This is a genomic window from Ruegeria sp. D4 (assembly GCF_056534475.1).
Genome location: NZ_JBQFPJ010000008.1, coordinates 153,422 through 168,281 on the forward strand (window position 1 = coordinate 153,422; position 14,860 = coordinate 168,281).

At 58.6% G+C, this 14,860-nt stretch carries 17 protein-coding genes; 15 read left to right on the forward strand and 2 right to left on the reverse strand.

All coding sequences use genetic code 11. The features are described from left to right. The first annotated feature begins 91 nt into the window (after positions 1–91). Positions 92–478 carry an acyl-CoA thioesterase gene (locus ACR0MI_RS13255; protein WP_170614046.1) on the forward strand — a complete coding sequence of 129 codons (387 nt, stop codon included), beginning with the start codon at positions 92–94 and terminating at the stop codon, positions 476–478. Positions 479–774: 296 nt separating this feature from the next. On the opposite strand, the gene ACR0MI_RS13260 is transcribed toward ACR0MI_RS13255, so the two are convergent. Beyond that, positions 775–1,692 carry a LysR family transcriptional regulator gene (locus tag ACR0MI_RS13260; RefSeq protein WP_170619340.1) on the reverse strand — a complete coding sequence of 306 codons (918 nt, stop codon included), beginning with the start codon at positions 1,690–1,692 and terminating at the stop codon, positions 775–777. 103 nt (positions 1,693–1,795) lie between these two features. Between ACR0MI_RS13260 and ACR0MI_RS13265 the strand changes: the two genes are divergently transcribed. The 12 genes from ACR0MI_RS13265 (at position 1,796) to ACR0MI_RS13320 (ending at position 11,958) form a co-directional block, all read left to right on the forward strand. Continuing rightward, a complete protein-coding gene (locus ACR0MI_RS13265) occupies positions 1,796–2,755 on the forward strand; it encodes a tripartite tricarboxylate transporter substrate binding protein (RefSeq protein WP_170619341.1) in 960 nt (319 codons plus the stop codon). 73 nt (positions 2,756–2,828) lie between these two features. After that, positions 2,829–3,299, forward strand: a complete 471-nt coding sequence (locus tag ACR0MI_RS13270; protein WP_170619342.1) for a tripartite tricarboxylate transporter TctB family protein — start codon at positions 2,829–2,831, stop codon at positions 3,297–3,299. A 5-nt stretch (positions 3,300–3,304) separates the two neighbouring features. Beyond that, complete coding sequence (locus ACR0MI_RS13275; protein ID WP_170619343.1) at positions 3,305–4,819, forward strand: tripartite tricarboxylate transporter permease; 1,515 nt, start codon at positions 3,305–3,307, stop codon at positions 4,817–4,819. Next, the gene (locus ACR0MI_RS13280) at positions 4,779–5,912 is read left to right on the forward strand and encodes a lyase family protein (protein WP_170619344.1); all 1,134 of its coding nucleotides are present in this window, start codon (positions 4,779–4,781) and stop codon (positions 5,910–5,912) included. Before ACR0MI_RS13275 ends, ACR0MI_RS13280 begins: the two co-directional genes overlap by 41 nt. Before the next feature lie 92 nt (positions 5,913–6,004). Then, positions 6,005–6,451, forward strand: a complete 447-nt coding sequence (locus ACR0MI_RS13285; protein ID WP_170619345.1) for a DUF2141 domain-containing protein — start codon at positions 6,005–6,007, stop codon at positions 6,449–6,451. Between the two features lie 46 nt (positions 6,452–6,497). Next, a complete protein-coding gene (locus ACR0MI_RS13290; RefSeq protein ID WP_170619346.1) occupies positions 6,498–7,046 on the forward strand; it encodes a TetR/AcrR family transcriptional regulator in 549 nt (182 codons plus the stop codon). Then, positions 7,043–7,288 (forward strand): hypothetical protein, encoded by a 246-nt coding sequence (locus ACR0MI_RS13295; protein WP_170619347.1) that lies wholly within the window; start codon positions 7,043–7,045, stop codon positions 7,286–7,288. Before ACR0MI_RS13290 ends, ACR0MI_RS13295 begins: the two co-directional genes overlap by 4 nt. A gap of 28 nt (positions 7,289–7,316) precedes the next feature. Next, complete coding sequence (locus ACR0MI_RS13300; RefSeq protein ID WP_170619348.1) at positions 7,317–8,471, forward strand: aromatic ring-hydroxylating oxygenase subunit alpha; 1,155 nt, start codon at positions 7,317–7,319, stop codon at positions 8,469–8,471. Continuing rightward, entirely contained in the window at positions 8,468–9,532 is a 1,065-nt protein-coding gene (locus ACR0MI_RS13305) for a ferredoxin--NADP reductase (RefSeq protein WP_170817015.1), read from the forward strand. Before ACR0MI_RS13300 ends, ACR0MI_RS13305 begins: the two co-directional genes overlap by 4 nt. A gap of 381 nt (positions 9,533–9,913) precedes the next feature. Next, positions 9,914–10,327 carry a RidA family protein gene (locus ACR0MI_RS13310; protein WP_480441086.1) on the forward strand — a complete coding sequence of 138 codons (414 nt, stop codon included), beginning with the start codon at positions 9,914–9,916 and terminating at the stop codon, positions 10,325–10,327. Then, positions 10,324–11,124 (forward strand): class I SAM-dependent methyltransferase, encoded by an 801-nt coding sequence (locus ACR0MI_RS13315; RefSeq protein WP_170619350.1) that lies wholly within the window; start codon positions 10,324–10,326, stop codon positions 11,122–11,124. Before ACR0MI_RS13310 ends, ACR0MI_RS13315 begins: the two co-directional genes overlap by 4 nt. 21 nt (positions 11,125–11,145) lie before the next feature. Beyond that, on the forward strand, positions 11,146–11,958 hold the full coding sequence (locus ACR0MI_RS13320) for a methyltransferase domain-containing protein (protein ID WP_170815872.1): 813 nt from the start codon (positions 11,146–11,148) through the stop codon (positions 11,956–11,958). 50 nt (positions 11,959–12,008) lie between these two features. Here ACR0MI_RS13320 and ACR0MI_RS13325 read toward each other — a convergent pair whose 3' ends face one another. Then, positions 12,009–12,197, reverse strand: coding sequence for a hypothetical protein (locus ACR0MI_RS13325; protein WP_170614043.1), 189 nt, complete (start codon positions 12,195–12,197; stop codon positions 12,009–12,011). Positions 12,198–12,451: 254 nt separating this feature from the next. On the opposite strand from ACR0MI_RS13325, the gene ACR0MI_RS13330 reads away from it, so the two are divergent. Continuing rightward, complete coding sequence (locus tag ACR0MI_RS13330) at positions 12,452–13,321, forward strand: LysR family transcriptional regulator (RefSeq protein ID WP_170619352.1); 870 nt, start codon at positions 12,452–12,454, stop codon at positions 13,319–13,321. Positions 13,322–13,568: 247 nt separating this feature from the next. Further along, complete coding sequence (locus ACR0MI_RS13335) at positions 13,569–14,705, forward strand: LacI family DNA-binding transcriptional regulator (RefSeq protein WP_170614115.1); 1,137 nt, start codon at positions 13,569–13,571, stop codon at positions 14,703–14,705. Positions 14,706–14,860: the final 155 nt, after the last annotated feature.

The window sequence follows — 14,860 nt, forward strand, 5'->3', positions numbered from 1 at the left end:
CTGAACAGTGCAATCCACCTCTGGCGCTCATGGCAGGACAAGAACTTCCGGACATGATGACCGTGTCCTGAACCGAAGAAGGGCACAAAAGATGAGCAGTGAAACTCCGAGAGGTGAACTGACCTTGCGCACGGCAGCAATGCCGGCGGACGTCAACGTTAACGGCGATATCTTTGGCGGCTGGGTTCTCAGCCAGATGGATATCGCTGGTGGAATTGTTGCAGCTACACGTGCGCAAGGCCGCGTTGCCACAATCGCTGTTGACGCGATGAAGTTCATACGTCCGGTGAAAGTCGGTGACGTGTTATGCATCTACGGAGAGGTGTCGCGTGTGGGCCGAACCTCAATGGCCATATCCATCGAAGCCTGGGTTTTGCGCGGCCTCATCGGCGTCCGTGAAAAGGTGACCGAAGCGATCTTCACCTTTGTTGCGATCGACGAGAATGGAGTTCCGCGTCCGGTTCCAAGCGCTGAATAGGGGCTGTCACTGGCGTTTGCGGTATCCAACTTTGTCGGGAAAGTTAGAATTTGACCGTTTTGGAGCGGTACTGGAGTGCGCTTCCAAAATTCGAACTGCTAGAAACTGTACTAAGGCTTTCATGCCGGCACAATTCACATGCCAGCCGGTCAGGAGAGTTCCTGCCTGAGTTCGCTAGATCGATAACAACTACTAAAAACGCGAGGATTTCTACCGCGCACCTCGATTGGAGCGCGATTTCCAATCAGGCAAGCCAGTCAGGTCCACATTAGTCGCCTGAACGGTAAGTCGGTGGATCAGGACACCTCGCTGCGCATGGTGTCGCTGGAACGGCATACGCGTTTTACGTGCTCCACCAACTTGTCCTGGAACTGCTTGGCCGCCGATCCCGACTGTTGATACTTCGGAAGCAACATTCCAAATGTCATCCATTTTTCCGGCTCGATCGGGATTGATACCAAGCGATCCCCGAACGACGCCGCCACCATCTCATCGGCGATCGTGATACCTGCACCTTCGGCCACCAAGGCACAAGCAAGTTGGGACGAGGACACTTCGTGGGTCACTTCGGGCGCAACGCCAGCCGAGTTGAAAGCGTCGTCCAACTGATCCCGAAGCAACAAGCCCTGCATCAGGCGGATGATCGTTTCACTGGCAAGCTGCTCTGCGGTTATCGATGCCTCATTGGCCAAGGGATGATCCCGGGGCAGAATTGCCAGGGCTCGCACGCGGACAAGCGGCACCGTTCTGATGTCCGGATGGCTGACCGGCAGGGCCGCTATTCCAATATCATACTCGCGTCCCGCCAGCCATTTGCTCGCGTCCCGGCGCGCGCGGACGTCCAAGGTCACACTCACTTCGGGGTTTTCCCGGGTGAATTGCGCGACAGCGGGTGCCGACAGAAATTGGGCGATCCGAGGCATCGTCACAACCCGAAGGCTTTCGGTGCGACCAGCGCGGATTTCGGCTGCAATGCGGGGAACCTCATCCAGGTTATCCAGAATGCGCCCGGCTTCGCGGTAAAACGCGATCCCCTCGGTGGTGGGGGACAGGCTGCGCCCGCTGCGGTCAAACAGCCTAAGCTTCAGTTCTGCTTCCAAACCGCTGATCAGTCTGCTGATGGCAGGCTGACTTAGATGCATGATGTCCGAGGCCGCCGCAATGGAGCCTTCGGAAAAAGCATGGCGGAAGGCGCGGAGAGCTTTGATGTTCATCGACAGGACTCTTTCATTATTTGCATTATTTAATGCTACATTTGCAAAAATCGCAATCAAATGGCCTGCTAGAAAGGCTGCGTCACTTTTTGGAGGAGCCCACATGAAACGCAGAGCATTCCTTGCTGCCGTCACAGCGGCGACCGCGCTGGTCGCAACGGCAACCGCCAGCTTCGCCGCCGACTGGCCGAAACGCCCGATCAATATCGTGGTACCCTATCAGGCCGGGGGCGGCACCGATGCCTATGCGCGTGCCATTTCCGCCGCTGCAGAAGGCGTATTGGACGTTCCGGTGGTCGTCGTGAACAAACCCGGTTCCGGTGGCCTCAATGGCGCCAACGCCGTGGTCGGGGCCAAGCCTGATGGCTATACGATGATGATGACCTCGGGCGGGTCTTTCCTGCTGTCGACCATGACACGCGACACAGACATTGATGCACTGGATAGCTTTGACTTCGTCGCTCAGGTCGGCCAGCTGCAGACCTCGCTGATGGTACCCACAGACAGCACCTATCAAAGCGTAGAGGACGTTATTGAAGCGGCAAAGGCAAACCCTGGGTCATTGCGTTGGGCCCATTCCGGGCGCGGCGGGTTCCATCACGTGGGCGGTCTCGGGTTCCTGGCCAACAACGGAATCGAGGCGCAGGATGTGCCGTTCAAGGGCGGCGGCCCGACCCGAGCTGCGCTGATTGGCGGACAGGCCGACTTCGGTTTCCTCGGGGTGCAGCAATTGCGCGGTTTTGAAGAGCAGCTTCGCGCACTGGCCGTCAACAGCGCCGAGCGGGACAATATCATGTCCGATGTTCCGTCCTTTGGCGAACTGGGCGTTCCCTTTGCCGCGGTATCGTCGCCGGTGATCGTTTTCGCGCCCAAGGGAACGCCGGCCGAGGTGGTTTCCGCCATGGAAACGGCGCTGGCCGAGATCACGGCAAAGCCGGAATTTGCAGAGCTTCTGGCAAAGCGCGGCACCGGTCCGGTCTTTGCGACAGGCGCGGATGCCAAGGCTACGCTGACCGCGATGAAAGCGGATGCCGTGCCGCTGGTTGCGACTCTGAATAACTGAGGTGGGCAACGGCCGGGGCGGACTCAGCTTCGGCCCGGCCGCTCCACCCGAGATGTTTCTGAAGGAGAACACCATGCGGGACGTGATCGAGGGATTTGTACTCGCGCTGTTGTCATTGGTCGCGATCTGGGGGGCCTGGCAGGTTCCGGCTGCAAGCCCCGGAGACACATGGGCCGGGATCGTGCCCTTTGCCGCATCGGTTGCCTTGCTCGCCCTCTCGGGCCTGGTACTGATGAACGGGCTGCGCCTGGTGCAGGCACGACAGGCCGCTGTTGAAGAAGGCGACACGGGCACGCTGAACATCCTGATCCTGTTTGCCATTGCTCTGATTTATCAGCAGTCATTCCGCTGGTTCGGCTACGTCCTGCCCACAGCCATCACCGCGCCGGTGGTTCTGTATATCTTCGGTGTCCGCAGTCGGATCGGGCTGGCCATATCCGTGATCGTCTGCCCGCTCATCTTCCACATCATCTTTTTCGAGTTGCTCGGCGTCTTCCCGCCTTATGGCGAGGTGTTCGATCTGCTCGACTGGTTCCGAGGGTAGACACAATGGAGATCTTTCCCGCCCTTCTGTCGGTCATCACCGATCCGACACTCCTGTTAGCCATTGTTCTGGCTGCTGCCGTCGGCATGATCGTCGGTGCCACCCCCGGCCTGACCGCCTCGGCGGCCATCGCAATGCTGCTGCCCATTACCTTCTACATGCCGCCTCTGTTTGCATTGGCGTTTCTCTATGTGATTGGCAAATCGGGGCGTTATGGAGGTTCGGTTGCCGCGATTCTGTTCAATACGCCCGGAACGGCGGCAAGTGCAGCGACGCAGATCGACGGCTATCCGCTGGCCCGTGCAGGCAAGGCAGGTAAGGCGATGAAGGTTGCGACGATCTCGTCGGTTATCGGCGATTTCATGGGGGACATCCTGCTTGTGGCGGGTGTCGGCTTCATCGCCGCCATCGCGCTGAAACTCGGCCCGCCCGAAACCTTCGCCATCTACTTCGCGGCCTTCGTGGTGATCGGATCCGTGATCGGAAAATCCATCACCAAGGGCCTGATCTCGGCCCTGCTCGGCATCTTTGTGGCCATGGTCGGTCTCGACCCGATTTCCAGCGAAGAACGGTACACGTTTGGTTCGTTTGATCTGTCGAATGGTATCGGACTGGTGCCTCTTATGATCGGCGTCTTCGTTCTGGGCGAGGTTTTTGCCCAACTGGAAGAGCGCAAGAAGACCAAAGGTGAAGTCAGTGGAAACAAAAGCGACCCTACCGGGCACAGCCTGACCTTTGAAGAATATAAACCCTGTATCCCGCACGCCATTCGGGGCGGATTCATCGGCGCGGGGATCGGGGTTCTTCCCGGGCTCGGCTCGGCCATTGCGGCCTTCATTTCTTACGGCGAAGGCAAGCGCCGCGCCAGGAACCCCGAGCAATGGGGCAAGGGTGCGCTGGAAGGCGTCGCCGCGCCCGAGGCCGCCAACAACGCGGTGTCCGGGCCGTCGATGGCGCCGCTGCTGACGCTTGGCATCCCGGGTTCGACCATCGGGGCCATCCTGCTGGGCGTTTTCCTGATCCACGGCGTTCAGGTCGGACCCACCCTGTTTCTCACGGACAAGGAACTGGTCTATCAGCTTTTTGCCTGCGGGATGCTGGGAATCTTTGCCTACGGGATCATCGGCTACTTTGGGGCCACGCAGGTTGCGCGCCTGATCCTGAAGGTTCCGGTCAACGTGCTCTATCCGCTGATCTTTCTGACCGCTTTTGTCGCCGCCTATTCCGCCCGAGGTTCGATGTTCGACGTGACTGTCATGACTGTGGCCGGGTTTGTGGGCTGGCTGATGCGCAAATTCGACTTCAACGTGGCGGCCTTCGTCATCTCTTTCGTCCTGGCGAAGGGGGCCGAGGAAACCTTCCGCCAGGCGCTGCTGATGTCCGATGGCGGCGCGCTCATCTTTGTCGAACGCCCCATCGCCGCCGGATTCCTGCTGCTCGGCCTTTTGGCTATGGGGTTCCGCATTCGGTCAATCATGAATGAACGGCGTATCGCCGACGGTGGACTGGGCGATGCTTGATTACCGGATCTACCGCAACTGCTTTTCCTCCGCTGAAATGCGCAGGATCTGGTCCGAGCCCGCCACCATCGCTGCGTGGTTGAAGGTCGAACAGATCCTTTCGCGCTGTCAGGCCGATCTGAACCTGATCCCGACCGAGGCGGCCTTGGCGATCGAAGCCGTGGGTATCTCTGATCTGGATACCGAAGCACTGGCTGCGGAAATGGATCTGGTCGGGCGCCCCATCGTGGGGCTGGTGAAACAGATTCGGTCATTGGTGCGCGCGCATGCAGATCACGTTCACCACAGGGCGACCACACAGGACATTATGGACACCGCCATGGTCATGCAGATGAAGCTTGGCCTTGCGGAAATCGAGATTGGCATCAACCGGCTGCTCAAACTGCTGGACGGACATATCCGCGACCACCCTTCGACCTGGCTGATGGGGCGCACCAACGGTCAGCATGCGGTTCCCATGAAGCTGGCCACCAAACTGGCGGTGTGGCGGTCAGAACTGGCGCGCCGCAACAAGGCGATGGAACAGGCTTCGGGTCGTGGCCTCAATGTGCAAATCGGCGGCCCGGTTGGTGACCTTCGAGGCTACGAGAACGCAGAGGGAGAGAGGGTCAAGACAGCGGTTGCGGAAAGCCTGGGGCTGGGCAGTGTCGCGCCCCACTGGCAAAACGCCCGCGACGGGATCGCGGATGTGGTGACTGCACTGGGATCACTCTGCGCCACGCTCTGCAAGATCGCCCACAATATCAACCTTCTGTCCTCATCCGACATTGCCGAGATCTCTGAAGTACATGCCAACGGCAAAGGCGCGTCCTCATCCATGCACCATAAACGCAACCAGCGGGCTTCTGAATTCATGGAGGCGGTGTCGCGCCTCGGCCGGCAGAAAGCGGAACAGATCGGGGAATTCACCCTTCACCAACACGAAAGGTCCGGCGGCGCTTGGATTGGAGAGTGGGTTATCGTGCCCGAAGTGTTCCTGCTGACATCAGGGGCACTACACTGGGCGCAGGCGTTGTTTGAAAACCTGACCTTTCATCCCGAACGAATGGCAGAGCACTGCACAGCGTCGGCCGAGGCCGCCCGGATTCGTTGATGCTTGGCGTTCCAAAAAAATATTCTGTCATCATTGACAATAAACGGGGGCCACCCTAATTATTGTCAACGTTGACAACTTTTGGTGACCCGATGCAACCTTTCAAACTTGTCTCAGTGGCGGCCCTTGCTGCTGCCACCGCAGTCGCAGCCATTGCGCAATCGTCCGAAACCGCACCGCTTTCGGTGACTGTCGACGGGCTGCGGAATGGCAATGGCGCAGTGATCGTGGCGGCCTTCGATCAGGCCGCTGGTTTTGAGACGATGGACGTGGCCACGGCGATCGCGATGGCCCAGGTCCCTGCTGCCGGTGCAACGGTCTCGGTCACGTTTCACAACCTTCCGGCTGGCACCTATGCCTTCGCCGCGATGCACGACGAGGACCTGGACAGCGATCTGGACATGAAAGGCGAAGTGCCGACCGAAGGATATGCGTTTTCCGGCATGGGACGACGGGGCTTGCCGCCAAAATTCGAGGATGCGGCTGTCACCACTGGCGCGACGGCCAAATCAACATTGCAGCTGAAGTACTGGAACTGACGTGGCCGGGCGCCCTTCAAACCGAGACGAACGCTGTGCACAGGTGATGAACGCACTGGTGCGTTGCGTGGCACGTTTCGGGCTTCAAGGCGCATCGCTTGCGCAAATCGCCGACGATGCGGGGCTGACCCGGCCACTGATCCGACACCATCTGGGCAATCGGGACGAAATGATCATGGCGTTGCAGGACTATGTCCTGCGCAGCTTTGCCGAACAGACCGAAGCGCTGTTGGCCGCGCTTCCGGAAAATGGCGCGGGGCCGGCTCTGGTCGAGTTTCTGTTTTCCGAAACGATGGAATCGACCCCGGACATGGTGTTGGCGTTTGCGGCCCTGACTGCGCGTGCCGCAGAAGACGCAGACCTGCGCGCCGCCTGCCGAGACTCCCTTCTGGGGTTCGAGGCCGCGATTGCAGGTGTTTTGAGCAAGGACCATCCACAAGCCGACCATCACGCGATCGCTGTCGCGGCCCATGGCATCGTTGCGCTATATCTGAACGTGGCGTCTCTGGCGCCGTTGAACATGCCTCAGGAGTGGCCGCAAGCCGCACAATCCCTCGCGGGCAACCTGCTGGAAGGATTGGAAAACCGCTCATGATCCAGATGCGTCCACTCAACTACGTCGCTTTCGCCGTGCTGATGATTGCAACAGTGCTTGGCTATCAATCGCTCTGGGGGCTGCTGTTCCTGTTTTGGACAGTCCAGAGTTACCGCACGGGCTATGCGTTTTTGTTGTCTGAAGTAACGCGGGACGAAGACCCCATTCTGTACTGGTTGATCCAGGTTGCCTGGGTCGTCTTCGGTATCTTGCTGATAACCGCCGATTTTCTGCCCGGCTAGGGTTCACACCAATCTTGGGAACACCCGAATGACCCGAATGCTTCACCAGCTGCCTGTCGAGGCCTACACCTCGCAAGAATGGTTCGATCGCGAAATGCGCGAGATCTTTTCAAAAACCTGGCGTTATGCCGGGTTCATGGAGGATGTCAGCGAACCCGGCCAGTACATCACCGTTCAGGCCGGGCTGAACAACATTTTCGTGGTAATGGGCCGCGACAGACGCCTGCGCGCGTTTCATAACATTTGCCGTCACCGCGGCACGCAACTGATCCGGGCCGTCGGCAAGACGCAAAAGGCGCTGACATGCCCGTATCACGACTGGACCTATGACCTTGAAGGCAACCTGATCTCGGTGCCCGAAGAACAAGAGGAATTCGGAAAGGTAGATAAATCCTGCCTGGGTCTGAAACCCGCCAGGGTCGACATCTGGAAATCGATGATATTTGTGCATCCTAACCCGGGCGCGCCCTCCATCGCTGAATGGTTCGGGCCGGTGGAACCGCATATCGGCCCGCACGTACCCGAGGAACTGGTCGAATATGAAGACCTGAACAACAGCTACGAGATCAAGGCCAACTGGAAGGTGGTCGTCGAAAACTACATCGACGTCTACCACCTGAGCCACCTGCATTCGAACACGCTGCAAATGTACGACCACAAGGCCGCGAAGTACCACTGGGAAGGCCCCCATTACATGTTCTGGGAACCCCCGGTCGAAGACTTTCTGAAGGATCAGGAAAGCAAGCTGATTGCCCCGCGTGTGATCCCCGAGGACATGACTGGCGCATGGGTGCCGATGCTGTTCCCGGGGATTGGGTTGGCTGGCTCCGAGGACGGTTGGAACATCTTCATCATTGAGCCGCTCGGCCCCGAACTGACGCGAGTGTCCAACCGGGGGCGGGTGTCCAACAGTTCCGGCTGGGAGTTTGCCAAGCAGTCGATGAAATCCTCGAATTTCTGGACCAAGTTTGGCCTGAGCGGCAAGTACGAAGCCCATGACGCCATGAGCGAGGATGACCCGATGGTCGCGGGCGACTTCACGGGGGAAGACATCTACGCATGTGAACAGCAGCAGAAATCGATGAAATCGCTCTATTTCGAAACCGGTCCCGCAGCGGTTGGTGAAAGCCCGGTCGTGCAGCATCAGAAAGTCGTTCTCGAATGGTTGGGGGAAGCCAAATGAACCAGCGAAACTTCCACCCGCTGACCGTTCTCGATACCCGCGAGGAAATCGGCGGCCAGGCCAAGACAGTCATGTTCGACGTGCCCGACGCCCTGCGCGAAACCTTCGTCTGGCGGCCCGGTCAGCACCTGTCGTTCCGCTTCGTGGTGAACGGAGAGGAGCAAAGGCGCAGCTATTCAATCTCCTCGTCTCCGTTTACGGGTGATCCGCTGCGGATCACCGTAAAGCGTGTCCGGAACGGCCTCGTCAGCAACCACGTCAATGACACTGTGAACAAGGGCGATGTGATTGATGTGATGCCACCTTTCGGCGGGTTTTTCCTGGACCCCGGAGCGACAGCGCGGCGTACCCATTACTTTTTTGGCGCAGGTTCAGGCATCACCCCGCTTTACGCAATGCTCAGTTCAGTCATGGCGGCCGAGCCCAATTCCTTCGCGCATCTGGCTTATGGTAACAACAACGAGCACTCTGTCCTGTTTTTGGACGAGCTGAACGCCCTGTGGGAAGCCAACCCGGATCGGATGACCATTCACCATGTCTTTTCCAAACCCGGTTTCTGGTCCTCGGCCGAGTATTGGCGTAGAGGTATCATCGACGAACCCGCGATCGAGGCGCTGATTGCCGAAAACCCGCCCTATGCACAGGACGCGCAGTATTACGTCTGCGGACCCGGCGGCATGAACAAGGCCGTGAAAGCATCGCTGATGTCGCTCGATGTTCCTGCCAATCGCATCCACATGGAAAGTTATGGCGGCGCGGCAGAGATTGACACCACTGTCGAAGGTCTGGCTGCCAAGGCAGAGATCACGTTGGGCGGCGTCAGGCATTCGGTCGACGTGGCCAGCGGCCAAACGGTTCTCGAAGCAGCAAAATCCGCAGGACTGAAACCGCCCTTTTCCTGCCAGTCCGGGGTTTGTGGTGCCTGCCGTGCCAAGCTGGCAAAAGGCGATGTCCACATGCGCGCGCGAATGGCGCTGGAAGACTCGGACATTGCAAAAGGGGCGATCCTGACGTGCCAGTCGCTGCCGCAGACGGAAGCCCTGTCGCTCAGCTATGACTGATCGCATTAAGGGAAATGGGTGAGTCGATCCAAGCGACCAAGTCCACTATTTACCAGACTTCACCTGCCGTACGAATTGCCTGTGCCGGGGCGGGCAGGGCCGTCGATAGAGCGGCCTGCCCATTGTGACGGTGTGTCTTCCTTGTGCCAAAGCCCTTCCTTGTCTGGGCAGGGGCCCGACGCCAAACGATTAGAAAACACTGGCCGCGGGACTGTTCCGGCGGCTTGCTTTTTCAAGCCCGGATTTGTGTGAATCGCACTTGGAATGCTTTGCCTCAAGACCGTCAAACAGAACTGTCCCCGCAGGTTGCCGGGTCGATTATTTCTGAGACAAGAAAAAAAGAAGACTCTACACTAGCGCATCAATTTGGGGGAACCAGTAATGAAGGGACGGCAACTCGTTTCGAACGGCAACCCGATGGAAGAGATCGTTGGGTTCAGCCGTGCTGTTCGGGTCGGATCGTTCATCGCCGTCGGGGGAACTGCGCCGGTCGATGCAAACGGTAAAACGGTCGGCATCGGCGATGTCTATGCGCAGACCAGACAGTGTTTCGAAATCATCAAGGCGGCCCTCGAAGACGCCGGATCCGGCTTGCAGGACATTGTCCGCACCCGCGTGATCCTGACGGATATCGACAACTGGAGGGACGCGATCGAGGCGCGGAAACACTATTGCAGGGACTCCCGGCCGGTGGACACGATCATGGCGATTGAACGCTTCGTGAACCCGGAATGGCTGGTCGAAATCGAAGTGGATGCCGTGATCCCCGAAGACACAGGCGGAGCATCGTCATGACCACATCTGCGAAATTCGACAGCTGGGCCGCCGGTGATGCCTACGAACATTACATGGGCCGGTGGAGCCGTCAGATCGCCGGCGATTTCCTGGATTGGCTGGCACCTTCGCCTGACGCCGACTGGATAGATGTCGGATGCGGAACCGGCGCGCTTTCCGCAACTATTCTGGACCACTGTCGCCCGAAATCCGTGCTCGGCGTTGATCCGTCGGACGCCTTCGTCGCCTTCGCCCGCGAAAACTCGGCAGATGATCGTGCTCGGTTTGCCGTCGGCGGTGCGGAAGATCTGCCTGCCGAGACCGGGATGTTCGACATCGCGACGTCTGGTCTGGCCGTCAATTTTTTCCCCGATGCAACTGCGGGGCTGCAGGAAATGATACGCGTTGTAAGGCCGGGAGGCACTGTTTGCTTCTATGTCTGGGACTATCCCGGCGGTGGCATGGGCTTCATCAGCACTTTCTGGAAAGCTGCGGCATCGATTGATGAAAACGCGGCCAGTTTAGACGAGGCGGCCCGGTTTCCTCAATGCACGCCCGACGGGCTGGCCGAGCTTTGCAAGGCTGCGGGCCTGCAATGCGATGTGGCACCCATCCAGCGCGACACCCGATTTTCGGACTTCGAAGCGTTCTGGGACCCGTTCACACGAGGGGCTGGACCGGCACCGGGCTACCTCGCAAAGCTCGCTCCGAAACAACAGGCCGAACTGAAAGGCAGATTAAAGACCGATCTGGGCGAGAACGAGATCGTGCTGCCGGCCCGCGCCTGGGCCGTCAAGGCAACCAATACCCGCGCGTAGCAAACTTCGGACGGCAATCCAATGTCGCAAGACAACACCTTTCATCTTTCGACCTCTGCAGCGGGAACATACGAGAAACAACGCGTCCCGGCCATTTTCGGCCCGATGGCAGAAGCCACGCAGAATGCCATTTCGCTGCCCCCCGCAAAAACCGTGCTTGACGTGGCCTGCGGAACGGGGGTCATGGCCCGCGCCGTGGCCAAGCGGCTGACCACACCCGCTCGTATTGTCGGATGCGATCTGAACCCGGCCATGATCCGGGTTGCCCGCGCAAACACGCCGGACGGCCCGCACCGATTTGAATGGATCGAGGCACCGGCCCAGTCGATGCCCTTGAAAGATGGGGCAGTCGATCTGGCGTTTTGCCAACATGGTTTGCAGTTTTTTCCTGACAAACCCGCAGCCCTGGCCGAGATCAGAAAGATCGTAAAGACAGACGCGCTGGTTGTCGTGACATGCTGGTCAGCGATCCCGCCCTTTTTTGCGGTCGTTGCCGATGTGCTGAAAGTCCACATTGGTGACACGGCCGCCACAACGGCTGTTCAACCCTTCACATGGAACGACGCCGATGAGGTTCGCGAATTGATTGGAGCCGCTGGTTTCAACGTCGCCGCACCGAAGACCATTTCCGTCGACCGAAAACTGCGCTGCGACGCGCAAGCCATGCGAGACGAACTGTTATCAACTCCGAACGAAAAGGCGCTTCGCGCGGCGGGAGAGGAAGCCACCAACGTTGTTGCTTCAGAGATACTAAAGGCGGTCACTCACTTTCGCGACGGCGAGTTCCTGATCATGCCGCAAAAGGCGCTTTTGTTCGAAGCGGTCGCCAGATAGCAGACGGCCGAAGTTCGGATCGGTTCCCTCGCACCTGATGATTGTTCGACTCAACTGACAAAGCCATCTGCATCCGGGCCGAATTCCAGAAAGAATTCATCAGGGACTGCAGGATACTTCGTCTGAAGCTCCGCCAGAGAGGCCAGGCCGTCACCGTCCATATCCAGATCGGCGGGCATGGGGAACACAAGCCGGGCAAACAGCGACGAGAGCAGTGACACAACAGAATCTCGACCCATTTTAGTCTCCGTCAGATATGGGCAACTACCCATTGCAAGGTTGGTGTAGCGCACCGGTGCCGGTGAAATTTCTTCGGGTATCAGACTTCATTGGTTCCTCAGCTTGGGTGCTGCAATACGAAATTAGAAGTGTTGATTGGTGATCCGATATGGCAGGGGCACTTTCGCGCTACACATAAAATATCGCACGGCCTCATTTTATTGAAAAACGAATTTTTATCACGGATAATATCGACCAATCAAATAGGTGGCTCATGGATATTGAACTTGCCCGCACGTTCCTGGCGGTCGTTGAGACGGGCACCTTTTTCGATGCCGCAAACAAGGTGCATGTCACACAATCGACCGTGAGCATGAGGATTCGGACGCTCGAGCAGCAGCTAGGCCAATCCGTTTTTGAACGTGGCAAATCCGGCGCGACCCTGACGCCAGCGGGGCGGCATTTCCTCAAACACGCTCAGGTTCTGGTACGCACCTGGACACAGGCAAAGCTGGATGCAAGCCTTCCGGCGGCGATGACAGCCGCGCTGGCGATCGGTGCGGCGCCGAGCTTATGGGACGGCTATTTGACCGACGCCCTGCCCAAGTTGATGACATTGATGCCCGATGTTGCCATCAAAGCGTCAGCCGCGTCTTCCGCAACCCTGACCCGCGAAATCGAAGAGGGCGGCCTGGACCTTGCAATAATGTACGAGCCGCGAAGCGTGTCAGGGCTATCTGCGGTGCAACTTTTCGAAGATGAGTTTGTACTGGTCACCAGCGGCCCGGATGCCCTGCCAGCCAATCTCGGCAACGCCTACATCCTGATAGATTGGGGCCCGGAATTCCGGGCCGACCATTTGCTGAACTTTCCCGAGCTTGATACGCCACGTCTTCAACTGGGGATCGGAACCCTCGGCCTTCAATACCTGCGCTCAATTCCCGCCGCTGGTTATTTTCCGAAACGCGTGATCGAACCGGAACTTGAAGGCGGGTGGCTTAAGCTGGTCAAGGCGGCCCCCCGGTTCGCATATGCCGCCTACGCGGTTTTCGACGAAAGCGAGGGGGATGGGCTGCCAGCCCAGGCCGCATCAGAGCTTCGTGCTGCCGCGAGTTCGTTGGGTCTTGCATCGCACAGCGGATAAGATCGCCCTGCGAGCTTGATCGGCCACTTGCGGCTACCGCCACGGACATCGCCCCGATGGTTTCGTATGTGATCAGGCTGGATTTGCGCCGGGGAAGCCTGTGCCTGTCCTGAGCGACGGAGTTGCCAGCAATTCACCATCTATGTTGGCACTTGGATCAGTAGTCGGCGGATCCGGGTTTGGCTCGATCCAAAAAAACACACACAAAACTGTTGCCGAAACCGGTTTCGAAACCGAACCTGAGCACATGAACGCGAATCCGTCCACTTCCAAGGCAAGAAACAACGGGGCGACGCCCCCGGCGGCGGGTCGCGTCAAAATCGACGAACTGGCCGAACATCTGGGGCTGTCAAAAAGCACCGTTTCCCGCGCACTGAACGGCTATTCCGATATCGCCGAAACAACGCGAAAAAGGGTGGAAAACGCCGCGCGAAAGCTCGGTTACCGTCCGTTGAGCCATGCACAGGCAATCCGAACCGGACGTGTTCGCGCTATCGCCATGGTGCTCAACAGTGAAGAGCCGGACGGGCACAATCCGTTCCTTCAGGAATTTCTTGCCGGTGCGTGCGAGGCCGCCAGCGGTTTTGACTGGACCATGACAATCTCGACCGCCAAATCCGAGCAGGACACGTTGAAAGTCCTGAGCCGTTTGGTCGAGGAGCGCAAGGCCGACGGCTTCATCCTGCCTCGGACCGCCGTGAATGATTCTCGTGTTCGTCTTCTGCGCCATCTCGAGGTGCCGCATATTTTGTATGGACGAACCGGTTACGGACGCTCGAACCCGCCCGAAGGTACATCCTGGTTCGACATTTCCGGCGAAAGCGCAATGCGTAACGCAGTCCTGAGGCTGGCCGGGCACGGCCATACGCGGATCGGCTATGTCGGCAGCGATCTCAAATTCAACTACAGTCACCTGCGTCGGGACGGGTTTGTCGAGGGGCTGGGCATCGCAGGTCTGCCCTATGATCTTGAACTTGTGCGCGACGGAGCCCGAACCCGAGAGGAAGGGGCCGTGCAGGGCCGCGCACTGATGCGGCTGAACCGCCCGCCCACAGCGATCGTTTTTGCCACTGATCTTGCTGCATTGGGCTTTTATACCGTGGCCGCTGATCTGAACTTGCAGGTTGGTCGGGATGTCTCGGTCATTGCTTATGACGGCATTCCCGAAAGCCAGCATGCCCACCCGGCATTGACCACCTTCAACGTGGATTCCGGCCAAGCCGGGCACAGGCTTGTGACACTGCTGATCCGTCAGATCAGGGGCGAAACCGCAGATACGCTGCGCGAGTTGGGTGAGGCCACGTTGGTTGAGCGCGCTTCAGACGGGCCGCCCACCTGTTCTCCAGAAGAACTGGCGCAAAAGATTTCCATACATGTCGAATAATCCGGGGAGGAACCAAATGACTATTCGCATCGCAACCCGTACGGCCAGGCTTTTGCTTGGCACATCCCTTGCACTGACCTTGTCAGCGCTGTCGGCGCAAGCCGATACCATTCGCTTCTGGACCACGGATGAACAAGCCCAAAGCCCGGGAAAAC